Annotated in this window: 22 protein-coding genes; 7 read left to right on the forward strand and 15 right to left on the reverse strand. The window is 40.8% G+C overall.

The features are described from left to right. Positions 1-62: 62 nt before the first annotated feature. Positions 63-2,417, reverse strand: coding sequence for a hypothetical protein (locus tag CWC18_RS19430; protein ID WP_249930157.1), 2,355 nt, complete (start codon positions 2,415-2,417; stop codon positions 63-65). A gap of 156 nt (positions 2,418-2,573) precedes the next feature. Then, entirely contained in the window at positions 2,574-3,923 is a 1,350-nt protein-coding gene (gene astB, locus CWC18_RS19435) for an N-succinylarginine dihydrolase (RefSeq protein ID WP_138675920.1), read from the reverse strand. 457 nt (positions 3,924-4,380) lie between these two features. Between astB and CWC18_RS19440 the strand changes: the two genes are divergently transcribed. From CWC18_RS19440 to arsJ, 3 genes are read left to right on the forward strand one after another with little or no spacing between them, the layout of a single operon-like run. Then, the gene (locus CWC18_RS19440) at positions 4,381-4,758 is read left to right on the forward strand and encodes a metalloregulator ArsR/SmtB family transcription factor (RefSeq protein ID WP_138590019.1); all 378 of its coding nucleotides are present in this window, start codon (positions 4,381-4,383) and stop codon (positions 4,756-4,758) included. Further along, the gene (locus CWC18_RS19445) at positions 4,748-5,755 is read left to right on the forward strand and encodes an ArsJ-associated glyceraldehyde-3-phosphate dehydrogenase (protein ID WP_138675921.1); all 1,008 of its coding nucleotides are present in this window, start codon (positions 4,748-4,750) and stop codon (positions 5,753-5,755) included. Before CWC18_RS19440 ends, CWC18_RS19445 begins: the two co-directional genes overlap by 11 nt. 8 nt (positions 5,756-5,763) lie before the next feature. Further along, on the forward strand, positions 5,764-6,960 hold the full coding sequence (gene arsJ, locus CWC18_RS19450; RefSeq protein WP_138675922.1) for an organoarsenical effux MFS transporter ArsJ: 1,197 nt from the start codon (positions 5,764-5,766) through the stop codon (positions 6,958-6,960). 79 nt (positions 6,961-7,039) lie between these two features. Here the strand turns inward: arsJ and CWC18_RS19455 are convergent, their stop codons facing one another. After that, complete coding sequence (locus CWC18_RS19455; RefSeq protein ID WP_138675923.1) at positions 7,040-9,022, reverse strand: methyl-accepting chemotaxis protein; 1,983 nt, start codon at positions 9,020-9,022, stop codon at positions 7,040-7,042. A 387-nt stretch (positions 9,023-9,409) separates the two neighbouring features. Continuing rightward, on the reverse strand, positions 9,410-9,937 hold the full coding sequence (locus tag CWC18_RS19460) for an NADPH-dependent FMN reductase (RefSeq protein WP_138590011.1): 528 nt from the start codon (positions 9,935-9,937) through the stop codon (positions 9,410-9,412). A gap of 156 nt (positions 9,938-10,093) precedes the next feature. Between CWC18_RS19460 and CWC18_RS21880 the strand changes: the two genes are divergently transcribed. The 3 genes from CWC18_RS21880 (at position 10,094) to ppiC (ending at position 12,256) form a co-directional block, all read left to right on the forward strand. Continuing rightward, positions 10,094-10,228 (forward strand): helix-turn-helix domain-containing protein, encoded by a 135-nt coding sequence (locus CWC18_RS21880; protein WP_349666246.1) that lies wholly within the window; start codon positions 10,094-10,096, stop codon positions 10,226-10,228. A gap of 9 nt (positions 10,229-10,237) precedes the next feature. Beyond that, positions 10,238-11,005 carry a substrate binding domain-containing protein gene (locus CWC18_RS19465; protein ID WP_349666247.1) on the forward strand — a complete coding sequence of 256 codons (768 nt, stop codon included), beginning with the start codon at positions 10,238-10,240 and terminating at the stop codon, positions 11,003-11,005. A gap of 972 nt (positions 11,006-11,977) precedes the next feature. Next, positions 11,978-12,256: a peptidylprolyl isomerase PpiC gene (gene ppiC, locus CWC18_RS19470; RefSeq protein ID WP_138590081.1), complete on the forward strand. Its 279-nt coding sequence runs from the start codon at positions 11,978-11,980 to the stop codon at positions 12,254-12,256. A gap of 66 nt (positions 12,257-12,322) precedes the next feature. Here ppiC and CWC18_RS19475 read toward each other — a convergent pair whose 3' ends face one another. Next, on the reverse strand, positions 12,323-12,562 hold the full coding sequence (locus tag CWC18_RS19475; protein ID WP_249348269.1) for a hypothetical protein: 240 nt from the start codon (positions 12,560-12,562) through the stop codon (positions 12,323-12,325). A gap of 219 nt (positions 12,563-12,781) precedes the next feature. Between CWC18_RS19475 and ttcA the strand changes: the two genes are divergently transcribed. Further along, positions 12,782-13,663 (forward strand): tRNA 2-thiocytidine(32) synthetase TtcA, encoded by an 882-nt coding sequence (ttcA, locus tag CWC18_RS19480; protein WP_138590007.1) that lies wholly within the window; start codon positions 12,782-12,784, stop codon positions 13,661-13,663. 335 nt (positions 13,664-13,998) lie between these two features. On the opposite strand, the gene uspE is transcribed toward ttcA, so the two are convergent. The 10 genes from uspE to ccoN all read right to left on the reverse strand — a co-directional run bounded on the left by uspE (position 13,999) and on the right by ccoN (position 22,884). After that, complete coding sequence (uspE, locus tag CWC18_RS19485) at positions 13,999-14,925, reverse strand: universal stress protein UspE (protein WP_138675924.1); 927 nt, start codon at positions 14,923-14,925, stop codon at positions 13,999-14,001. Positions 14,926-15,025: 100 nt separating this feature from the next. After that, positions 15,026-15,760: an FNR family transcription factor gene (locus CWC18_RS19490; protein ID WP_138590003.1), complete on the reverse strand. Its 735-nt coding sequence runs from the start codon at positions 15,758-15,760 to the stop codon at positions 15,026-15,028. Positions 15,761-15,794: 34 nt separating this feature from the next. Then, positions 15,795-16,466: a sulfite exporter TauE/SafE family protein gene (locus tag CWC18_RS19495; RefSeq protein ID WP_138590001.1), complete on the reverse strand. Its 672-nt coding sequence runs from the start codon at positions 16,464-16,466 to the stop codon at positions 15,795-15,797. Next, positions 16,453-16,626, reverse strand: a complete 174-nt coding sequence (gene ccoS, locus CWC18_RS19500; protein WP_119860734.1) for a cbb3-type cytochrome oxidase assembly protein CcoS — start codon at positions 16,624-16,626, stop codon at positions 16,453-16,455. Before ccoS ends, CWC18_RS19495 begins: the two co-directional genes overlap by 14 nt. Continuing rightward, entirely contained in the window at positions 16,623-18,998 is a 2,376-nt protein-coding gene (locus CWC18_RS19505; RefSeq protein WP_138675925.1) for a heavy metal translocating P-type ATPase, read from the reverse strand. The genes ccoS and CWC18_RS19505 overlap by 4 nt, the downstream gene beginning before the upstream one ends. Before the next feature lie 5 nt (positions 18,999-19,003). Next, on the reverse strand, positions 19,004-19,495 hold the full coding sequence (locus CWC18_RS19510; RefSeq protein WP_138589999.1) for a FixH family protein: 492 nt from the start codon (positions 19,493-19,495) through the stop codon (positions 19,004-19,006). Positions 19,496-19,607: 112 nt separating this feature from the next. Further along, entirely contained in the window at positions 19,608-20,576 is a 969-nt protein-coding gene (gene ccoP, locus CWC18_RS19515; protein WP_138675926.1) for a cytochrome-c oxidase, cbb3-type subunit III, read from the reverse strand. Next, complete coding sequence (locus CWC18_RS19520; protein WP_010362722.1) at positions 20,573-20,758, reverse strand: CcoQ/FixQ family Cbb3-type cytochrome c oxidase assembly chaperone; 186 nt, start codon at positions 20,756-20,758, stop codon at positions 20,573-20,575. Before CWC18_RS19520 ends, ccoP begins: the two co-directional genes overlap by 4 nt. A 5-nt stretch (positions 20,759-20,763) precedes the next feature. Further along, positions 20,764-21,438, reverse strand: coding sequence for a cytochrome-c oxidase, cbb3-type subunit II (gene ccoO, locus CWC18_RS19525; protein ID WP_138675927.1), 675 nt, complete (start codon positions 21,436-21,438; stop codon positions 20,764-20,766). Between the two features lie 12 nt (positions 21,439-21,450). Next, the gene (ccoN, locus tag CWC18_RS19530; protein ID WP_138589997.1) at positions 21,451-22,884 is read right to left on the reverse strand and encodes a cytochrome-c oxidase, cbb3-type subunit I; all 1,434 of its coding nucleotides are present in this window, start codon (positions 22,882-22,884) and stop codon (positions 21,451-21,453) included. Between the last annotated feature and the right edge of the window lie 303 nt (positions 22,885-23,187).

Genomic DNA, 23,187 nt, shown 5'->3' on the forward strand with positions numbered 1-23,187 from the left:
GTGCCAGCTACTGGATCCTAGACAGAGTGCAAGGGGTCGTATTTATTTATACAATTTCAGATTCATAATTTAACTCGTTTAGTTAGCTTAAGAGGTTCTACATCTAATATCGCTGATATTTCAAGTATACCCATTTTATAGTGCTGCAAATTTAGTTCAGTGGGACGCCAAACTTTATGCTCGTAAGGAGCTATTGAAACGGGTTGGCGCCACACTGTCTTTGTTGCATCTGAATGTTTGTAGCTTAAAAACGTGGCAGAAATTTCTCCTGACGTTTGCCCTGAATAAGGGCCACTTAATTCAAGTGTCAATTTTCCATCGCTTTTTGACACACTTAAATACACGCCATCAAATAATGTGTCATGCAGGTCAATTTGACCATCTGCGACTAAATCATTTAGATATAGAGTGTAGTTAACGGCTGCCATTTTAGGATCTAGCTTGATATGAGCAGTCGTTTTCGCTTTGACTACTGCGTGCTTTTTATTCGACAAAGAGAGCGGACTTATCATGACCTTCACATCAGTGTTACTTGTGTTATTCACGGTCATATAAGGTTGCTGGGCGTCGAAGTAAGTATTGATATCTATCCCATTAAGAGTCATGGCTGCATAAGTTGGTATTTGTGGTTGCCACTTTGAAATCAAGTCATGAATTGCTTGTGTAATTGATAAATGTTGGCTCGGATCGGGGAGCTTTTGTATATACTGCGCGAGTTGTGAGCGACAGTGACGTAGAATAGTCGCATAGTTTTCGCATGCATTAAAAGCGCGAAGAATGAGATCTGGCTGAGGATAAAGCCAAGGGTCAGTATTGTTATTTTCTTGGTGCACAACGGTGTGAGTATGGCTTGATAAATAAGGTGTTAGCTTGTGGTTCATACCTTGCCCAAGTATTGATAGAGTGTTTAGGTCAACACGCATAGGTAAATTAAAGTTCAGAGTTTGTTTGTGGCTCTTTGTTGCAGCAATAACGATTAACCTATCGTCTTGTTGAGTAATGGTCATACCTAAACGACCTGTTTTTGCAAGTTCCTCGGTTATATCTGATGTGAGTGCAAGTGACTTAATAGGAACATTCGAAGCGATTGAACCAAGGGAAAGTCGTTGACCCTCAAAAAGCATTAATGGGATCATGTGTTCTTGCGCATCTTGATGTAATATGCGATGAGCGTGAAGCCCAATACCTATCTGACCGCGATGAATGTGTGACTTTTCAAAATCAATTTTAATGGCAATGCTTTCTGAGAGCTTCGTATCTATGAGAGAGCTTGCTTGAGGCCTAGGAAAGTCTAAAACTGCGTGATGCGCCCGTTTATGGGGGGTGATTGTGAGCTCGTGTAATGTTTTGCTGTCGTCACTTCGTAACCAATACGCACCGCCATTTTGTTCCCATGGACCACTTTTTATCTGAAATGTAGGCCGAATGTTTGTTACAAACGCTTGAAATTGACGCTCAACCTCTTCCCAGTTGGGGAATATTTCCTTCAATAATCTATTCGCTGTTGGGAGCGTATCGTCTGAATGGGGGTTTTCGTGCATGAGCTTAGCAAGAAAACGTTTGAAATAATGCTGCCTTATTGGATCTTGCATTAAAAAGTGTATGACGAAGAAGTTGAGGCCTCGTTTTAGTGCAGGATCATTATTAATTGCCTCAATTGAGGGGGCATTGCCTGCTTTAAATTGCTTCAAGCCAGTCGTGATGTAATTCATTGGCGCTCTATCAAAAACCATGACGGTGAGTTCTTTCGTCTCTGGGTTATATACATGACTGGCAATTGAATCAGCAAGACCTTCAGTGATCCAATTGGGGGCCCAAGTTGAATGACCATTGAGTGCCATATGAAATGCATGCATGGTTTCATGTATGACGATATATCTTTGATGGTGCTCACGGTGACTTGGAAAGTTATAGCCCGCGCGATTGTAGAACATGGTCTCTCCGCCCGCTGTTTTATGTACACCTCTTAAAAAACCATCGTCTAACATCGCTTCTCGCACCCGCTCTCGAGAGCTCCCATATACCACTGCTATTCGTTGATTAGCGATGTTGCTGGGGGCCATTCCAAACAGTTCAACGTAATGAGGATAAGACATTTCAAGCAACTCTAAATAGAGGCGGACTTTGTCTTCGGGTAAATCACTTTTTAAAGCGAAATGTTTACTTACCCACCAGTCATAGCCTCTGCTGTTATGAATTTTATTGTCGCTATAAGTGCGGGGAATTGTTTTCCCTAAAAAGGCAATGTCTATGTGGTTCAGTTTAGAGGTTCTGCCACTGATTTGAATATCGACGCGTTGATTATGATAAGAAACTGGCTGTAGTGAATTAACCTGTTTGCTAGTAGGCACAGCCATACCTGTTTGAGCACAGGCTGATAAGAGTAATGTACTGAGTATAATAAAAGTACGCAGCATAAGAAGATCCATTTATGTATATTGTATGCAATTTAATTTATCATGTCATAGTTTTGAATACAAATTTAAATATGGATAGAAATACATGAGTAAAAAGAGGTTAAAGGCTACAAAATCTTTGCAGCCTTTAAAGAGAAAGTATCTTTTAGTGTGTGCCTATTTTTGAAATTCGTAAACACTCCCCAGATTTAATATGTCAGTCAGGTCATCAAGCGCCGCGCGAGTTTCAACGAGTAATTGTGGGTCTGCCAAATCATGATCACTTAACTTGTCTCGATAATGTTTTTCAACCCATTGGCTTAAAGTGTTAAATTTTTCTTCACTCATTAATGTCGCTTGATTGACTTTACTTAGTTCTGTTTGAGTGAGTGCAACACGTAGACGTAAACAAGCGGGGCCGCCGCCATTTTGCATGCTTTGACGTAGGTCAAAAAACTTCACTGTATTAATAGGGTTGTTAGCACTTAGCATAGATTCAATATAATCAGCGACCTTTTGATTTTTAATACATTCTTCAGGTGCTACTAACATCATGCTTCCATCAGGCAAACTGACTAGCTGGCTATTAAATAGGTAGCTTTTTACTGCATCTTGCACACTGACAGCATGGGTTGGCACTTCAACAATGTGCAATTTTTCACCAGTGTAAGCTTGACGTATTTGGGTTAATGCCTGTGTTTGATTTAAAAATGCTTGTTCATGGCAAAATAAAACATTCGCATTACCTACGGCAATAACGTCATTATGAAAAACACCTTGATCGATAACTTCAGGGTTTTGTTGAATAAAAATACGCTGTTCGTTTGGAATTTTATGTAATCGCGCGATCGCTTCACTCGCTTCTAATGTTTGTCTAGCAGGAAATTTACTTGGTCCGACTATTTGTTGATTTAAACTGCTTGCACCATACACAAACACCTCTAATCCTTTAGTACCATGTTCATCGCATAGACGAGTATGATTTGCTGCGCCTTCGTCACCAAAAAATGGTTGGTCGGGTAGGTGAGTATGATGTACAAAGGTTTCATCATCATTAAACATGGCTTTGAGTAGATTACTGGTTGTACTGGGTTCTAATGAACGGTGAAATTTATTATTCAGGTTTGCACTGGTGAAATGGACTTTCCCATCAGTGGTATCTTGAGAAGGAGACACAGTTGCAGCATTGGCGGTCCACATGGCTGACGCTGAATAGCACGTTCTTAATAATATGGGAGACTCTTTTGCTGCTTTGTTAAGTACTTGTGTATCATTGCCTGTAAATCCCAGTCGGCGTAATGCAGAAACATCTGGACGGGCATGAGGAGCGAATACACCTTGTTTCAGCCCCATATCGTGCATTGCTTTCATTTTGACTAAGCCTTGCAGTGCAGCTTCTTTGGGGTTAGAAATTGCGTCGGCATTATTGAGAGATGCGACATTACCATAGGATAGCCCCGCGTAATTATGTGTTGGGCCCACTAAACCATCAAAGTTGACTTCAAAGCTTGAATTTTGCTCACTCATGTTAAATCCTTGTTGAACTATTTTGTACTATTATGCCGATTTAGGTGAAAGATTAGTATCAAATTTAATAAATAGAGGACTACTCGATGTTCTTTAATGCTTGGGCCCTAAAAAGCACTCTAAAAGTGTTTTATTGACTTACTGGGTTAGCCTTCACAAAAGCGTGGGGAAAGAGATTCCTCATAGCAAAATCGGTCCATTGAAGGGCCGCAGCCATCCTACCAACTTTTAGGTCGGCCACCCGCTACTTGCGATGTAGCATCTAAATTTAAATCTGACTTTTCGTTTCCTTAATTTTGATTGCCCAAGGTTCCTTGGGTAATTATTAACCTATACCAGACCAGGAAATTATCAATGAATATTTTATTAAAAGATGTGTCAAAGCAATTTTATACTTGTATATATGGAAATTCGAATATATGATATTTCATATATTATAAAACTATAGCGAGTCAGTATGGATCCTGTCACATTCTTCAAGTGCTTAGCGGATGAAACACGTTTAAAAGCGTTATTACTTATTCAACAAGAGGGAGAGTTATGTGTGTGTGAACTTATGGTGGCGCTGAATGAAAGCCAACCAAAAGTGTCTCGCCATCTTGCGCAATTACGTAAAGAAAAACTGTTATTAGATAGAAAGCATAAGCAGTGGGTCTATTACAGAGTCAACGATGCGTTACCTCAATGGGCGTTAACAACGTTGGCGCAGACACATAAAGATAACGAAGCATATTATTTAGCGGCATTCACCAAACTGAATGCAATGGGCTCTAGGCCTGAGCGTGTTTTATCATGCTGTGACACAGAAAACTTAGGAGAGAAAAATGACGATTAAAGTTGGTATTAATGGTTTTGGCCGTATGGGGCGTTTAACAATGCGCGCTTTATTTAACAGTGTCAATATTTCGATCACTCGTATTAATGATCCTGCTGGTGACGCACATACATTGGCACACTTGATGAATTTTGACTCGGTACATGGGCGTTGGGAGCATGAAGCGCTAGCGCAAGGCGAAAACATCATTATTAATGATCAGCAGATCGCAGTGACACAAAATACGTTGCTTGAAGAGACGAATTGGTCTGACTGTGATTTAGTCATCGAAGCATCAGGAAAAATTAAAACCACAAAAAAGTTATCAGGATATTTGCAACAAGGTGTTAAGCATGTGGTAGTGACTGCGCCAGTTAAAGAAGAGGGCGTGTTGAATGTGGTTATGGGTGTAAATCATGATTTATATGATAAATCAGTACACCCAATAGTGACGGCAGCATCGTGTACGACCAATTGTTTGGCACCAGTTGTTAAAGTGTTACAAGATAAGATTGGTATCGTACACGGATCAATGACCACTATTCACGATATAACCAATACGCAAACAATTTTAGATGCACCTCACAAAGACTTACGTCGAGCGAGGGCATGTGGTGCTAGCTTAATCCCAACAACTACTGGGTCTGCGACTGCAATCACACATATATTCCCAGAATTAAAAGGTAAACTCAATGGCCATGCGGTACGTGTGCCTTTAGCAAATGCCTCTATTACTGACTGTGTTTTTGAAGTAAGTCGACCGACAACAGCTGAAGAAATCAATCGTTGGATGGAAGACGCTGCAAATGGTGATATGCAAGGGGTGTTAGGATATGAAACGAGACCGTTAGTATCGGTTGATTACAAAACAGATCCGCGCAGCAGTATTGTTGATGCATTATCGACAATGGTGATTAACGATACCCAAGTAAAAATGTACTTGTGGTATGACAATGAATGGGGTTATGCAAATCGTACCGCCGACCTTGTTCGCTATGTTATTGCACAAAATAGTTAGAGAGTATTATGCCCGTTCTACATTTATCGCAAGCGCTAAAGCAATACTTAGTGATCACGGCGAACTATTGGACCTTTACGTTGACTGATGGTGCATTGCGCATGCTGGTGGTGTTGTATTTTCATCAGTTAGGATACAGTCCGCTTAGCATTGCCATGCTATTTTTGTTTTATGAAATGTTTGGTGTTGTTACCAATTTACTCGGTGGTTGGCTTGGGGCACGCTTGGGTTTGAATAAAACGATGAATGTGGGGCTATTCTTACAAATCGGCGCTATTGCCATGTTGGCTATTAACCCGCAGTGGTTAACCGTTGCTTATGTTATGGTGGCCCAAGCGTTATCTGGAATAGCCAAAGATCTTAATAAAATGAGTGCCAAAAGTGCCATAAAATTATTGATCCCTAAAAATGCAGATAGCACCTTGTATAAATGGGTTGCTTTGTTAACCGGTTCTAAAAATGCGTTAAAAGGGGTTGGCTTTTTTCTGGGGGCGGTATTACTCACATGGCTTGGTTTTTCTGGTGCTTTGTGGATGATGGCTGGCGTGTTGAGTATTACTTGGTTGGTGAGTTTATGTTTGTTAAAGCAAGACTTAGGTAAAAAGCAAAATAAACCCAAGTTTTCTGAGATCTTCTCAAAAAGCCGAGCGATTAATTTACTGTCTGCGGCCCGATTGTGCCTATTTGCGTCCCGAGATGTATGGTTTGTTGTTGCACTACCTGTCTACTTGTCTAGTCAGTTTGGTTGGGATCACACTTGGGTAGGCGGCTTTATGGCAACATGGGTCATTTTATACGGTTTAGTTCAAGCGAATGCGCCTAAAATCACAGGTAGAGCGAGCAGCATTGAACAAAGCAACCGAGCTGCCGTGGTTTGGGCTACGCCATTAACTTTGGTGCCTTTGTTGATAGCGTCAGGTTTGGTGTTGGATGTAGGTCCACTCGCTATTGTTGTTATTGGGCTTTTGGTGTTTGGTGCTTTGTTTGCGATTAATTCGTCTTTACACAGTTATTTAATTGTTAAACTTGCAGACAGCGATGGCGTATCGTTAGATGTTGGGTTTTATTATATGGCTAACGCTATGGGCCGATTATTTGGCACGGTGTTTTCAGGCTTAATTTATCAAAGTTATGGGCTAGAAGCTTGCTTAGTGGTATCGAGTTTATTGCTGGCTTTAGCTTTGATGATCACCAGAAAATTATAAGGTAATGTACTGTAAAACGTTAATATAACTTAGCTTTTAAAACGCCAGTGAGTGAACTGGCGTTTTATTTGAGAGTGAGTTAATTAGCGAGCTTAAAGCTTTCTGTGACGTTTTTAAGATCCTTGCTTAGCCTATCTAATTCATAGCTCGCGGAGGAGACTTGATCTGCGCCTGCTGCGTTATCAACAGCTGCTTGTTTGATTGACTTAATGTTATGCTTAATTTCATCTGTGGTCATGGTTTGTTGATGAGCTGCAGTGGCAATCATTTCAGCGCTTTGTGCGATTTGATTGATTTGTTGCACGCTATCTTCAAGCAGTGTTGCACTGTCGTTTGCAGCATTAATGGTCAGTTTGGTCGCTTCAATAGACAGGTGCATTTCTTCAACAGCTTGATGTGTACCTGACTGTAAGTTATTGATCATTCCTTCAATGTCAGCCGTTGACTCTTGGGTTTTTTTAGCAAGTTGGCGAACTTCATCAGCAACAACCGCAAAGCCTCTGCCATGTTCACCTGCACGTGCTGCCTCTATCGCCGCATTTAACGCGAGTAAGTTGGTTTGTTCGGTAACTGTTTGAATAACTTCTAATACGCGGCTAATATTTTGCGCATTACCTTCAACCCGCTTTATCACTGCTTCTGCATTGTCGATGGCTGCACCGAGCTTTTGCATTTGAATAACTGTTGCTTGCAGGTTTTCATTGGCTGAACTAGAAGTTTGCTCAGCACTATGACTTAAATCAGCCACTGCACGTGCATTAGTGGCAACTTCTTCGATAGACTGATTGGTTTGCTCCATTGCAAAGGCGACTTGTTCGATGTTTGCGTGTTGCTCTTGCAAACTGGCATTAGACTGACTGCTGGCTGCACTGGTTTGCGCTGCGGTACTCGCTAATTGCGAGGTAGATTCGACGATAGTGCCAATCATACTATTTAATGATTGATTCATTCGTGCCATGGCGCCATAAACACCTTGCTGCGAGTCCATGTGTTCAAAGGTTTGACGAAGATCACCTTGTGCTATGCGTTCGCTTATTGAGTGCATCGTGCTCGGCTCTCCGCCAAGCGGGCGTATGATTGACTTTGCGATCATAATGGTGATGGCGGCGACGCCAATTAACGTGATAATGACAATTAAACCAATCGCCCAATACATCTTATATACGGGGGCAAATGCCTCTGATTCATCAATTTCTGCAAGCAAAACCCATTTTAGGTTTGAAAAAGTGAAGGGGAGGTATGCAGAGAGAACAGGGTTACCATTGTAATCGATAATAATCTCAGTATCAGAAATGCCTTGTAGCCCTTTTTTTACTGCGACGGTATTCACGCCATTTTGTTCAACGTTGCCAGCAAAACTTGCAATAACAGAATGTCCTGTTGGATCAAGGTATGAGTCTGAGCGCATTAACAAGTCATCACCCACCAAATATGATTCACCCGACTCACCCATTCCATCTCGGGTTTGCATGATTCGATTGATTGCATCGATAGACAGCTGTAATGCAATTATTGTTTCAATTTTACCATTGACAATAACAGGCAAACCAATAAAGGCGGCTGGTTCATTATTGCTCGGTGCGTAGCGACTAAAATCTTGAAGTACAAAACTGCGTTTTATAAGTACACTGTTGTAAAGTATTGCTAGTCCAGAGTTTCGGTATGGGCCCGATACTAAACTCGTTTGATAATCAGGTTCTTTAGCCACGGTGTAATCTACAAAGCCATTAGGGTTTATAACAAATAAATCGTAGTAGCCTTTTTTTTCTATAAATGTTTTAAAGAAACTGTGATGCTGCTGCGCTGTTTGCTTGAGAGCTTGATTTGCTTTTTTAGCGTGCGCGGCTTGCCACTCGGAGGCTAAGATCTCTAAATCTGCTTGACGTGCGTTAAAGTAGTCCGTCAGTTGTGTGTGTTTTATTTGTTTAATAGAGGTGAGTTGGTTGTATGCTTGCTTTTCTAGAGCAGAGCTTGCCGTTAGTAAGGAAAATAGCGCGATTATTCCTGCTGGCACCAGACCAATTAACATAAAAGATAATAGTAATCGGGTTTTAATTAGCATACATACTCCACTTATTATTGACAGCGGCGCAATGTACACGATACATCAACGAATGAGAATGGTTATTAGCGTATATTTGTAAACAAGTGTCAATGAAAAAGGATTATTTAATACTATAATACTAATTATAATGGATGTTTTTATAGCTTGGAGTAATGTGTTTTTATTGTTTGCTGATAATGGAGTGTAATATTATATTTCAATAATTTTAACATTTAGTGATATTTATCTTTCTGAAATACGTTGCATAGTCACCAGATTTTAATTATTTCTTTTTTCAGTAACTTTTGTTTAACTTGGTTGTTTTTTTATTCATATTTTTTGTTAGGGAGAAGAAGCTCCCTAATCATTGTTGTTTATAGCGGTATTACGATTACACTCTATTGACTAAGCTACTAACCCGTTTATCGCAGTATTGATCTGGTCAATAATTTCAGAGTGAGTGACTTGTTCTTTTTGCATATCGAAATTGTCATAGAAACTTGGTACTGATATTGATGCTTTTACATTTAAAGCAAAATAAGGTGCCGAGTCCGTAGCCTTACTTAATACACTTTTTGCTCCACCAGGGCCCGGTGATGTTGCAAGTAAAATAGCGGCTTTGTTTTGATATACCTTCATGTCAATGCGGGATGCCCAATCGAAGATATTCTTATAAGCTGCGGTATATGTCCCATTATGCTCCGCAAAAGAGATAACGATGGCATCCGCTTCTGTTATTTTTGCAAAAAATCGTTGTGCTTGTTCAGGGATCCCTGATGCATTTTCTCTGTCTGAGCTGTAAATAGGCATTTCGTAATCGTTGAGGTCAAGCAATTCAACTTCTGCGTTGTTTATCTTTGATGCGACATGGATTGCCAATTGCTTGTTAATTGACTGGCGGCTGCTGCTTGCTGCAAATGCTAATACCTTCATGGTGTTCTCCAAATAATATATATGATAATGAGCGTTAGCATGCGGTTTGCTTTAGAAACCCTTTAATGATTGTGACCATGCTTGACTCGATGAAAATAAGTCTATATTAAGTTCTATGTGATGTTAATACTTTAAAAGTGGAGTAACTATTTCCATATGGCTAATAATGATTTGTTTGATGGGATCCTTATTTTTGTTGAAGTGGTTAAGCGTGGAGGCTTTGGTGCAGCGGCTAAAGCGTTAGGGCATTCGAATTCACACGTAAGCAAAGAGGTTATTAAGCTTGAATAGCGCTTAGCGGTGAGACTTTTAAATCGTACGACGCGGTCAGTTGCTTTGACGCCAGAAGGGGAGGCGTATTTTCAGCAATGTGAGCAGTTGGTCTCAGATGCTCAAACTGCATTTGATTTAGTGGCTCATAATGACTCGATCCCAAAAGGAGCATTAAAGATCAGCTGCCCAATAGGTTTTAGTCATGATCATTTAAAGCCGGTTATCGCACAATATATGGAACAATACCCGAACGTTAGCTTAGAATTAGACTTGAGTGATAAGCGTATTGATGTGATTGGTGATGGATATGATTTAGCGGTGCGAGCGGCCCCTGCACTCGATGAATCGAGCTTAATATGCAAAAGAATCTATTCTTGCCCGACTTATATCGTCGCGTCAAAGCGTTATATTGAAAAATATGGGAAGCCACACCACCCTCGAGAATTGGTTAACCACAATGCAATTTGTTATTCAAATTTGAAGATGCCGGGTCGTTGGGAATTTGAAAAGCGTGGTGAAAAAGCATTTTCGGTTGATGTAAAACAGCGGGTAAAATGTAATAACGGACATATGGAACTTGCGATGGTTAAAGCTGGGCTAGGCGTATGCAGATTACCTGCATTTTATATCGGAAATGCATTGGCTCATAATGATATAGAAGTACTTTTTGCAGAGTATAGCCAACCAACGGTGAATGTTTATGTGATTTACCCGAGTAAAAAACATCTTTCGCCTAAAGTCCGTCGGTTTATTGATATGTTGAGTGAGCACCTTAGTTGTAAAAATGCGGGGTGATATAATGTATTGGTTACCTTTTATTTAAATGTATGTTTATTCTACGCTGAGAATTTCATATTTAGAATAGAACGGTAATCGAGTATTAAAAGCACTTACCTATGGCTTGTCTACCTATGTAAAACCGGCGAGTGACTAGTCGTTCTTTTTGATTGGTAATGGCGAATCGAGTCAGGGTCAACTGAGTTTTAATGTTAAAAAATTAAATTCGATTGATTGAGAAGGCAAATAAATTATAAGCCTGTAAATAATTTTGTGTCACTGCCAGCATTTACAGTAACCAGTTAAACGGTCTTTAAATTCAATCATAAAGCGAAGGCCGTTTGTCTATTCCTTGGAGGTATCCAATATTGCTCAGTATGCTAATTTATACACTGAGAACAACATCCGCTTTGTGGTTTTACACTCTTTTCAAAGCATACACCCTGTTGAACAACAGGGTATGCTTAAACATAATCAGGCAGTATCGAAGCAAAAAGACGGCTTAGCAGCGAAACGAAGAGAGGTAGCTTGAAACGGTGATTTGAGGACGGAATTGCTTTTTGGCTATTATGTGAGCAAATCGGAACTCCACCCTAAGTATAATTAAGCTTGAAAGAAGCCTAGCTAGCCACAATTTCCACCCACAACATTATCTTGACTTAGTGTGCCACCAGCAACATTGGGAGTAGCCGCTTGAGGAAGCGTCATGTCTTCCTTTGATAGTATTTTACTTAAATTACATTTATCTTTTTTGTTGCAATTTTTTTTCTGGCTTTTTTATTATTAAAAATTAGTTACGTTGTACTTTTTGATACTGTTTTTTGTCATTCTCTTTGGCTGTAACCGGTTTTTACTTTTTGGTTTTAAAAATAAAAGTAATTATTATATATGGTTGGCCTTTGCTTTTTGATAATAATGAAATTTTTGATTTACTTCATCAGGTGTGGAGATGTGCTACAATTCGCACGATTTACATCGATAGGGGCAATTATGGCCAATACTGCGCATGCATTACATATTTTGGTAAAGCACAAGGAGCTTGCCGAAGATATTATTAAGCAACTTAAAAAAGGGGCAAAATTTCAAGTGCTTGCTAAAAAGCACTCGACATGTCCTTCGGGTAAAAAAGGGGGGGATTTAGGTGAATTCAAACGAGGTCAAATGGTTCCGCAGTTTGATAAAGTTGTTTTCAGCAAAGAAATATTAGAGCCTCATCTCGTGAAAACTCGGTTTGGTTGGCATGTCATAAAAGTATTGTATCGTACTTAGTGTCAAATATCAGAGAGGTGAGCGCCTCTCTGATATGCAGCGGTCTTGAATATATCACCGTAGTGTTTACATATCGCAGTTGAGTATTTTCATGGCTTTGTCGGCGGTTAATACACATCCGCGGGCTTCATCACTTGCTTCTTTACATTGTTTTGTCATGTCTATGGTATTAGGGGCCTTATCACCGAGTACTTTTTTTGCATGAGCGACTACTTTTGCACACTCACTGACTGGAACAGGGGCGGCATCAGAGCAACCAGAAAGTGTAATAAAAATACTGACTATTAATATTATTCGTAACATCATTATAGTTCCTTTGGTAATATTATCCTTCTAAGGTAAGTCGCTTTTACCAAATTTAGCAAATAATTCCTGGCTTTTTTGAGCCTTTACAATACAAAAAGGTCCAAATGTTAGAATCTAAACCGCAGTATTCCAACCTTAGCTAAAAACCCGTATAATTCGCGCCCTGTAATTTTATTTGATAACGCGGCGTCGGTGAACTGGCGATGTGGGAAACCTGCAATGACTCAAAAAGAAACACCTGAAATCACAAAGCTACATAAACGTCTAAGAAAGAATGTTGGTAATGCCGTGGTGGATTACAACATGATTGAAGAAAACGACGTGGTGATGGCGTGTATTAGTGGCGGTAAAGACTCATTTGCGATGCTGGATATACTTTTGAGTTTGCAAAAAGTTGCGCCGATCAAATTTGATGTTGTAGCGGTTAACCTCGATCAAAAGCAGCCTGGCTTTCCCGAGCACATTTTACCTGAATACTTTGAAAGCCTTGACATCCCTTATTACATTGTTGATAAAGACACCTATTCGGTTGTAAAGCAAAAGGTGCCTGAAGGCAAAACGACATGTGGACTTTGCTCTCGTTTAAGACGGGGTACCTTGTACTCATTTGCGGAAAAAATTGGTGCAACTAAAATAGCGCTTGGCCACCACCTAGATGATATTGTTGAAACCATGTTTTTAAATATGTTTCACGGTGCTCGACTAAAAGCGATGCCACCAAAACTGCGTTCAGATGATGGGCGAAATGTGGTGATCAGACCATTGACCTATTGTCGTGAAGAAGATTTGATTACATACGCCGAATATAAGCAATTTCCAATTATTCCTTGTAATCTATGTGGTTCACAAGAAAACTTACAACGACAGAATATTAAAGCGATGCTTGTTGATTGGGATGCTAAAACACCAGGTCGTGTTGAGAGTATTTTTAAATCAATACAGAATGTTAGCCCGAGTCAGCTAGCTGATAGAGGCTTGTTTGATTTTATTAATTTACCAATCGACCGAGAGGCGCAAAAAGCAGAGTATGAATTTGCTGAGGCCACCGTGTCATCGTCAAATATTGATGAGTCTTTATTCATCGATGTGACGAATATCTAAATACTAGTACATAGATAACACCCACATATATACTGGGGTTGTTATCTTTAAAGTTATATGATGCTTTACTTGAGCCTGATCTTTTGTAACGCATCAAATAAATTCGCTTTATCTGCAGTACTCACATACCTTAATTCTATTTTTTCGTTAAAAGCAATTCGTTGTTGTTCGGTGAATGCATTACCTGCTTTTAAACAATTGGCAATTTTTGCATTAATTTCGTTGCCCAGCTTGATGAGTTGTGATCATAATACCTTAAATAATGCGTTGCTTCTGATACAATTTTGTATAGTAAGCGGTGAAATCAGCACATAGCACCGCTTAGGCAGTTAAAGTTATTTCCCTGCAAGCGGGCTTTTATACCCATCTGGTTTTAATGCCAACACGTCACAATCAAGGCTATCAATCACATGCTCTGCGGTATTTCCAACAAGGGCTGCGCTCAGCCCGGTGCGACCAACAGTGCCGATAACAACCAGCTCAGACCCTTTTTTATTGGCCACTAAAGGGATCATATCCTCTGGTAAGCCTTCTTTTATTTCACATTCAGTTCGCGCAATATTGAATGAATCTGCTAAAGCAAAGGTTTCATCTTCGTGGTGCTTTTTAACCGCTTTATTGTACTGTGATGGGTTGAACTCCGGGATCTCAATGGCAATATTGACTGGGGTTGAAGGGTAAGTATTGACAAGGCTAAGCTGGGCATTGGCGAGCTGACAAATAAATTGAGCGTCGCTAATAATTCGGCGATTTAATGCTTGGTGTTGCTCGTTGTCACTGACTGAGTTGACTGCTGCCAGAATATGCCCTTGTTCAGGCCATTCATGATCTTTTACTAGCAAAACAGGCGAGGGGCACTTGCGAATAAGGTGCCAGTCGGTGGGCGTAAAAATCACTGATTTTAACGTGTCGTGTTGGTGCGTACTTTTAATGACTAAGTCATAGCCTTCATTAATAACGGTATTAATAACGGCTTCATAAGGGCGGTTATGCCATAAAACCAAGCTGTGTACGTCTATGTCGTTAATGCTAGAGAGTAAGTCGTTGATCCAAGCTTCGCGATCTTTGATAACCGCTTCTCGCATAGCTTCACGTTCATCTCGAGACAACATGGTGGTCATTTCGTAAGAAAAGTCGTAAATTGATAAGAATGCGGTAATGTGCGCACCGGTTTTTTTGGCTAATGAAAGGGCGCGTTGCAAACTATTTTGCTGTGCTTTTGTTGGATCAATAACGGCAAGAATGCGTTTAATTTTATCCATTACGAACTCCTTAACATGCTAAATTAGCTAAATCAGTTATATTAAGTGTAACTGATTTAGCGCAAGGCGAAAGCTGTTATTAGGAATTCATTGCCCTAGATCAAATAGAAATAGCTGCTGTTTTTGCTAACTCAGGAATATTTAAGAGAGTAATGAATTTACCTTCAACCTTGATAAAGCCAGCTTTTTGGAATCGACTTAACAGTCGACTGATGGTTTCAACGGTGAGGCCTAAGTAATTGCCGATTTCGCCACGCGTCATGGTAAAACGGAACTCTTTACGAGAAAAGCCGCGTTCACCAAAGCGATTTGATAAATTATATATGAAGGTAGCAAGGCGTTCTTCTGCTGTTTTTTTGTTTAATAACAACAGCATTTCTTGATCATAGTTAATTTCGTTACTCATTAATCGCATGATCTGTTGACGTAGTTTAGGTAGTTTCCCCGCCAGCTCGTCAAGGGTATCGAATGGAATTTCACAGACCATTGAGGTTTCAAGTGCTTGTGCAAAGCTTTGATGCTTCATCTGATTAATGGCATCGAATCCAACTAAATCACCGGCTAAATGAAAGCCTGTAATTTGCTCGTCACCTTGCTCTGACAGTGTATACGACTTAAAAGATCCTGAGCGAACAGCATAAATTGAATTAAGTGGCGCGCCTGATTCAAACAAGTAATCACCCTTATGTAATGGTCTTTTACGCTCGATGATTTCATCTAGCTTATCCATTTCGCTGCCATTTAAAGTAAATGGTAAACATAATTGGCTTATACTACAGTCATTACAGCTAATTGTGCATTGACTCTTTGAACGTTTTTGATTGTTTAAATCCATAATAAATCCATTAAAATATGACGCTGAACCTAGGTTAATGTACTAATCTATCGGATGCAATGATTAGTAGATAGATGCCATACCAGATAAAAATACTACCTAATGCCCACCTAATAAGCGTCAGGTTCAAAAAGCGGCTGAGTTGTTGTGCTGATTGTCCTACAAGTAACATGGATGGTAGTGTACCTAGTGCAAAACTGAGCATAATGGCACTGCCATACCAAGGAGTAGGGGCCTGCAAAGTCCATGTCAGTGCTGAATAGACCAACCCACAAGGTAACCAACCCCAGAGCATGCCATACAGCCAAGTTTTTGGGTAAGTGTTAATGGGTAATAAGTGCTTATTTAGTTTCACTAAATGTTGCCAAAGCACGGTTTTACCCGCTTTTTCAAGCCATTTGAGTGAGCTGGCTAAGCGCATTACGTATAAGCCAACCAGTATCATAAATACACCACTGAATATTTTTAAACTCAGTGCAAATCCCGTATTTTGTTTAGCAAACGCATTGCCTAATGACGCCACTAATGCACCAGCAATCATATAACTTGATGCACGCCCTAAATTGTAAAGTAATCCGACAGTGATGGGTTTGAGAGTTGTATTGGCCATTTGCAAGCTAGAGGCAATCCCCCCGCACATAACAATGCAGTGGCCACTGCCTACTAAGCCCATAATAAATGCCCCGAATAAACTAATCTCGGTCATTGGCGTTTTTGTGTTGTTCTTTGTCGTCTTCAAACAAAATACTATGGCCTTGTTTGTTCAGATCTGAAAATTGCTCACTTCTAACGGCCCAAAAAAAGATACCGATAGCAATAATGACGAACAAAATAGCGATGGGAATTAAAATATAAATGATGCTCATAACTTTAACAACCTCAATGAATTACCAATCACAATGATTGAGCTGGCCGACATACCTATAACCGCGACCCAAGGAGGAACCATACCAAGCGCTGCCAGTGGCAAAATAGACCCATTGTATAATAACGAAATGGTTAAATTTTGTTTTACGATACGACGTGTCTGCAACGCAATTTGTTGCAATTGCAAAATGGCATTAAGGTCACTCTTTAACAATACCACATCAGCGGTATTTTTTGAGATATCGGCACCGGTTTCCATCGCGATAGACAGGTGCGCACTATTAAAAACAGGGCTATCATTTACACCATCGCCCACCATAGCGACGATTTCGCCTTGTTTAGACCATGCTTCAACAGCATGTTGTTTGTCTCTTGGAGAGCAACTGCTTTGTTGTGAGTCAAGCTTAAGCGCTGATGTCAGTTTTGCGCCTGCATCGGAGCTGTCGCCCGTTAATAAGTGGCAGCTCAAACCGTTATTTTGTAACTGGGCAATGACGTCGCTGGCATTTTTTCTGACTTTGTCATTGAAATAAAAGTCCGCGATTGCGTGTTCATCTATGTATAAAGTTGCTTGTGCATTAGAGCGCTTTCCTTGATGCCAGCCACTTTTGCCAATTGCAATGGTTTGCTCGCCTAATGAAGCACTTATTCCTTTACCGGTATGCACTTCTATGTTTTTTAGCTCATGGTGTGTGTTTAAGTGTTCGCTAAATGCGGCTGCAATGGGGTGCTCAGAGTATTTTTCTAAACTGGCGGCTAAGGCAAGTACCTCTTGTTCTTGATAAGCGTCACTATGTAACACCACTTTGTCTATAGAGAAATGGCCTTCTGTTAAAGTACCTGTTTTATCAAATGCGACACGTGTGAGTTTGGTCAAGGTTTCTAGTACATGGCCCTCTTTGATCAAGACCCCTTTTTTAGTCAGGGTCGCCACGGCGCAGGTGAGTGCGGTGGGGATGGCTAAACTCAGTGCACAAGGGCAAGTTGCCACTAAGACTGAAATAGTGATCCAAAAAGCTTGCTCGGGAGAAACTGGGTACCAACCAATGGCAGTCATTGAAGCAAAAACCAATAAGCAAGCAACAAACCATTGTGCGACTTTGTCTGTAACCTCGACCAATTTGGGTCGTTTCGACAGGGCTGAATGTTGGAGTTTTATAATTTGGTTGAGTAGAGTATTTTGCCCCACTTTATTAATTTGAATACTCACAACACCATCGTGATTGACGGTACCGGCAAACACCTGCTGGCCAAGGTGCTTTTTCACTGGTAAGTGCTCACCCGTCATCATAGACTCATCGACGGTTGTGGTACCTTCAATGACTATACCGTCGGCAGCAATGGTTTCACCGGCTTTGATAAGTACACGGTCATGGAGTTTTAGATTTTTGGCTGCAATGACCGTTTCACCGCCATTATCATCGATTTTTCGTGCGGTAAGCGGCAAGAGTTTTTGTAAGTTTGCTGTAAACTCACTGGCTTTTAAACGTGCTCTAAATTCGAGGTATTTACCCAGTAAAAGTAAAAAGGTAAACATACAAATCGATTCGAAATAAACTTCACCCACTTCCATCACTGTGGCGTAACAACTCGCTGCATAGGCACCAAAAATAGCTAAAGAGACAGGCAAATCCATGTTGAGTTGTTTGGCTTTGAGGCCTTTAATCGCATTGGTTAAAAAGGGCAGTGCTGAGTAAAGAATAACCGGGGAAGCCAAGATCAGGCTGATCCAGCGAAAGTACTGTTCGAAGTCTTCTTCCATGCCTGAAAACATGCCAAAGTACATCGCAAATGCAAACATCATCACTTGCATTGTCATTAAACCTGCTACACCCAAACGGCGAATATAGGCTTTTGCGGTTGCCTGCTTTTGGTTTGCTTCGTCGTCTGCCTGAAATGGGTAAGCTTTGTAGCCAATTTGCATTAACGCTTGAATGATATCACTTAAAAGCGTGTGTTCTTTGTTCCAGATGACCATCGCACGGTGTGTTGATGTATTTACATCCACACGAGTGACCCCATTGAGTGCCAGCAGTTGTTTTTCAATAAGCCAAGCACATGCTGCACAGCTAATGCCCTCTACACTCAATAATACTTCTGACAAGTTACCACTGTCGGAGACGAAATCTGATTGAATATCTTGGTTGTCGTAGCTTTTAATAATCGACAATTGTTCAGGAATTAACTCGTCTACTTTTCCTGCACTTTCCGTTCTAAATTTGTAATAGTCGCTCATACCTTGTGCAACAATGGTTTCAGCAACGGCTTGGCAGCCAATGCAACACACAAGGTGTTGCTGGCCATCAAATAGCACCGTTTCATTGAATCCTTTTGGGACAGGCTCTAAGCAATGGAAACACGCTTTTGACATGGTGACTACTTATATTCTGGTGATATTTTTATGATTGTGTCGCTAGGTAATTGTAAGTTTTCTTTTAATTTCCAACTGCCATCCATAGGTTCAAGGAATACAGTGTAAGCGCCTTGTTCTATTGGATCTAATACAGCGGTAAATTCGCCATTAGCGTTGGCAAGTAAGTTTGTATTGAAGTCGTATTTTTGAATAGTACGATGATAAAACGATGCCTTTAATGCGTTAACTTTGCTGGCATCACCTTTAGTAAAGTGAAACTTGACGGTGTCTGCTGTTACTTGTAACTCTCCGTGTAAATAAAGCGCTTTGGCTTTATTGAACTTTGTGAGCTCAAGGTTAATTGCCTTACCTTTTTTGTAGTAGTCATCAACGACCATATCGGGGCCATTGCCAATCGCAAATACGACTAATCCAATGCAGGCAACAATGGTGACTACAGGAAAGAACATTAAAAACCAGGGCCAAAAGTTTTTATACCACGGGGTAGGATTCATAACGACTCAAAGACTTAAAAAGTGTGCGGGTATTTTATCCTATTTACGGTGAAAAACCTAAAAAAAAGCCTCCAAATGGAGGCTTTTTTGATCTCGATTAACTGGTTATAATTTATTGATTATTTTGCGATAAGCTATAAACATAAGCGGTCAATAAGTGAACTTTATCTTCACCTAAGATCTCTTTCCACGCAGGCATTACACCGGCACGGCCGTGGTTTAGTGTTTCTTCAACTGCGCGTTTAGAACCACCGTATAACCAAATGTTATCTGTTAGATTAGGTGCACCGAATGGGAGATTATGCGCAACAGAACCTTTACCGTCCATACCGTGACAAGCCGCACACATTGCGAACTTAGCTTTACCTGCATCAGCATCTTTTTGGTTAACTTTACGACCTGAAAGGCTAAGTACATAAGCCGTCATTTCGTCAATGCCTTGCTCACCAAGTGCGTCTTTCCAACCAGGCATCGCAGCTACACGGCCTTTAAGGAGTGTTTCTTTGATTTGATCAGGTTTGCCGCCATACAACCAGTCGTTGTCTGTTAGGTTAGGGAAGCCCATACCACCACGTGCATCAGAGCCGTGACACTGTGCACAGTTTTGCGCAAATAAACGTTGACCGATTTCAAGTGCCTTTTCGTCTTTGGCTAGTGTGATCACGTCTTGTTTAGCAAATGCTTCAAAGATAGGACCGAAGCGCGCTTGTGCATACTCAACTTCTTTGTCTAGCTGTACCCAATTTCCGCTCTCTTTTGCAGCTTCAATAGCGGCTTTAGATTCTTCCATTGATTTAACACCTTGGTTTGAGCTGGTCCAATTAAGGAAACCTGTAAAATTACCAAGGCCAGGGTAGGCTGCTAAATAATACACAGACCAAACAAAGGTTGCGAAGAACATATATGTCCACCATTTTGGTAGTGGGTTGTTTAATTCTTCGATACCATCGAACTCGTGACCACAGCTTTCACCTTCTTCAACACCTGCATAGTTTTTCAGGTTCCAAAGTAGTAAGCCTAAGATCAGAGCAAGACATGCAAGGGTTAATACGATAACCCAAATACTCCAAAAGCTAGTCATTTTTCAGACTCCTTTTCCTCGTTAGAGATTGTGCTGTCGTGCTTTTTCTCGTCTTCGAAAATCGCATTTGCGGCGCTGTCGAAACGATTCTTTGAGCGTTTGCTGTATGCCCAGCCAACAATCACAATAAATAGTACCAAAATTATCAGAGTCAAAATGCCTCTGTATGTGCCGTAATCCATAATAATTACTTCAAATGTGTGCCAAGTTGCTGAAGGTATGCAATTAGGGCTTGCATTTCGGTTGCACCAGTGGCGTTATTCATAGAATCGACTTCAGCAATTTGAGCAAGTAGCTCATTATCATCGCCGTAACCTTTTCCATCATACTTTGGTGATGCTTTATCAATGCCAAAATTGTCACGGAAGATTTGCAACTTCTTCAAAGTAAGAGAGGTATCCACCTTGTTGCTATCTAACCACGGGTAACCAGGCATATTAGATTCTGGAACTACTGAACGAGGGTCCATCAAATGGGCGTAGTGCCAATCATCAGAATAACGTTCGCCAACACGCGCTAAGTCAGGTCCAGTACGCTTAGAACCCCATTGAAATGGGTGATCCCATACAGACTCACCAGCTACAGAGTAGTGGCCATAACGTTCAACTTCATCTCTAAATGGACGGATCATCTGTGAGTGACAGTTATAACAGCCTTCACGCACGTAAATATCACGACCTTCCATTTCTAATGCCGTTAATGGGCGGAGGCCATCAACAGGTTTAGTTGTGTCTTCTTGGAACATAAGTGGTGTAATTTCGACCAGGGCCCCAAAGCTGATTGCAAAAACAGTCAGTATGGCCATCAGGCCAACGTTCTTTTCTACAATTTCATGTTTATTGGCTAATTTTTTATCGCTCATACTCTACACCCCTTAAGCCATTTTTGCGTGTGCATCGGTAGCAAGTGTGCCACTTTTAGCATTCACAGTGCGGAATACGTTATATGCCATAACAAGCATACCCACAACGATGAATACACCGCCTAGGAATCGCATTACGTAGAATGGTTTAGATGCTTCAAGTGATTGAACAAAGCTATACATCAATGTACCGTCAGAGTTTACAGCACGCCACATTAGGCCTTGCATTACACCTGAAATCCACATTGCAACGATGTATAAAACAACGCCCACAGTGTGTAGCCAGAAATGTGTGTTAACGAGTTTAACGCTGTACATGTTGCCGTGACCGAATAAGGCAGGAATGAGGTGATAAATTGCACCGATAGAGATCATCGCAACCCAACCTAGCGCACCAGAGTGCACGTGCCCAACAGTCCAGTCAGTGTAGTGAGACAATGCATTAACTGACTTAATCGCCATCATTGGGCCTTCGAACGTTGACATACCATAAAACGAAAGAGACACAACTAAGAAACGTAACACGGGATCAGTACGAAGTTTGTGCCATGCGCCAGATAGCGTCATGATACCGTTGATCATACCACCCCATGAAGGAACGAATAAGATAATCGACATTACCATGCCTAAAGACTGCGTCCAGTCTGGAAGTGCTGTGTAATGAAGGTGGTGAGGACCAGCCCAAATATAAAGAGAAACCAATGCCCAGAAGTGAACTACGGACAAACGGTAAGAATATACAGGGCGACCAGCTTGTTTAGGTACGAAGTAGTACATCATACCTAAGAAACCAGCTGTTAATAAGAAACCTACTGCGTTGTGACCATACCACCATTGAACCATCGCATCGACTGCGCCAGCATAAATTGAATATGACTTAGTTAACGACACAGGCACTGCCATGCTGTTAACGATGTGCAACACTGCAACCGTAATAATGAAACCAGCATAGAACCAGTTTGCTACGTAGATATGAGAAACTTTACGCTTGATCAATGTACCAAAGAACACAACCGCATAGGTGATCCAAACAACCGCAAGTGCGATATCGATTGGCCATTCTAGCTCTGCGTACTCTTTTGACGAAGTAATACCAAGAGGAAGCGTAATAGCTGCCGAAACAATGATTGCCTGCCAACCCCAAAAGGTGAACGAAGCAAGTTTGTCGGAAAAAAGTCGCGTTTGACATGTACGTTGAACAACATAGTAAGATGTTGCAAAAAGTGCACTAGTACCAAATGCGAATATAACTGCGTTCGTGTGTAACGGACGTAGTCGAGAGTAAGTTAACCATGGTGTATCAAAGTTCAATGCTGGCCAAGCTAGTTGGGCAGCAATAAGAACACCAACACCCATGCCAACGATGCCCCAAATCACTGTCATGATAGCGAATTGGCGTACAACTTTATAATTGTACTCAGTTTGTGATGCTACTGTCTGGCTCATTTTCTGGTTTCCGCTGCAATTAATGCGATTAGAAATGAATTACCTGCATAAACAGGCCCTGCTTTATATTTCAACAAGCTTGCTTAAAAATGAAATTGCTTGACAATTTCATTTGAAACCAACCTGAGAAACCTTTATTTTTGCAAGGAAATAATAATTTTTTTGCAAAAAAAAAGATACCTCAAACGCTTAGAATTATGACCTCAATCAAATTTCACCCCATTCATTGCTCAGTTATTCATCAGTGTAGCGTATTATAAAAATCTGCATTACTATGCATCAGTTTTTATCGCCTAAACTAGG

This window comes from Pseudoalteromonas aurantia, from assembly GCF_005886875.1.
Classification (GTDB): Bacteria; Pseudomonadota; Gammaproteobacteria; order Enterobacterales; family Alteromonadaceae; genus Pseudoalteromonas; species Pseudoalteromonas aurantia_A.

Coding starts and splice junctions, on each gene's coding strand:
- CWC18_RS19430 (WP_249930157.1), bottom strand. CDS start 2,417: ATGCTGCGTACTTTTATTATACTCAGTACATTACTCTTATCAGCCTGT.
- astB (WP_138675920.1), bottom strand. CDS start 3,923: ATGAGTGAGCAAAATTCAAGCTTTGAAGTCAACTTTGATGGTTTAGTG.
- CWC18_RS19440 (WP_138590019.1), top strand. CDS start 4,381: ATGGATCCTGTCACATTCTTCAAGTGCTTAGCGGATGAAACACGTTTA.
- CWC18_RS19445 (WP_138675921.1), top strand. CDS start 4,748: ATGACGATTAAAGTTGGTATTAATGGTTTTGGCCGTATGGGGCGTTTA.
- arsJ (WP_138675922.1), top strand. CDS start 5,764: ATGCCCGTTCTACATTTATCGCAAGCGCTAAAGCAATACTTAGTGATC.
- CWC18_RS19455 (WP_138675923.1), bottom strand. CDS start 9,022: ATGCTAATTAAAACCCGATTACTATTATCTTTTATGTTAATTGGTCTG.
- CWC18_RS19460 (WP_138590011.1), bottom strand. CDS start 9,937: ATGAAGGTATTAGCATTTGCAGCAAGCAGCAGCCGCCAGTCAATTAAC.
- CWC18_RS21880 (WP_349666246.1), top strand. CDS start 10,094: ATGGCTAATAATGATTTGTTTGATGGGATCCTTATTTTTGTTGAAGTG.
- ppiC (WP_138590081.1), top strand. CDS start 11,978: ATGGCCAATACTGCGCATGCATTACATATTTTGGTAAAGCACAAGGAG.
- CWC18_RS19475 (WP_249348269.1), bottom strand. CDS start 12,562: ATGATGTTACGAATAATATTAATAGTCAGTATTTTTATTACACTTTCT.
- ttcA (WP_138590007.1), top strand. CDS start 12,782: ATGACTCAAAAAGAAACACCTGAAATCACAAAGCTACATAAACGTCTA.
- uspE (WP_138675924.1), bottom strand. CDS start 14,925: ATGGATAAAATTAAACGCATTCTTGCCGTTATTGATCCAACAAAAGCA.
- CWC18_RS19490 (WP_138590003.1), bottom strand. CDS start 15,760: ATGGATTTAAACAATCAAAAACGTTCAAAGAGTCAATGCACAATTAGC.
- CWC18_RS19495 (WP_138590001.1), bottom strand. CDS start 16,466: ATGACCGAGATTAGTTTATTCGGGGCATTTATTATGGGCTTAGTAGGC.
- ccoS (WP_119860734.1), bottom strand. CDS start 16,626: ATGAGCATCATTTATATTTTAATTCCCATCGCTATTTTGTTCGTCATT.
- CWC18_RS19505 (WP_138675925.1), bottom strand. CDS start 18,998: ATGTCAAAAGCGTGTTTCCATTGCTTAGAGCCTGTCCCAAAAGGATTC.
- CWC18_RS19510 (WP_138589999.1), bottom strand. CDS start 19,495: ATGAATCCTACCCCGTGGTATAAAAACTTTTGGCCCTGGTTTTTAATG.
- ccoP (WP_138675926.1), bottom strand. CDS start 20,576: ATGACTAGCTTTTGGAGTATTTGGGTTATCGTATTAACCCTTGCATGT.
- CWC18_RS19520 (WP_010362722.1), bottom strand. CDS start 20,758: ATGGATTACGGCACATACAGAGGCATTTTGACTCTGATAATTTTGGTA.
- ccoO (WP_138675927.1), bottom strand. CDS start 21,438: ATGAGCGATAAAAAATTAGCCAATAAACATGAAATTGTAGAAAAGAAC.
- ccoN (WP_138589997.1), bottom strand. CDS start 22,884: ATGAGCCAGACAGTAGCATCACAAACTGAGTACAATTATAAAGTTGTA.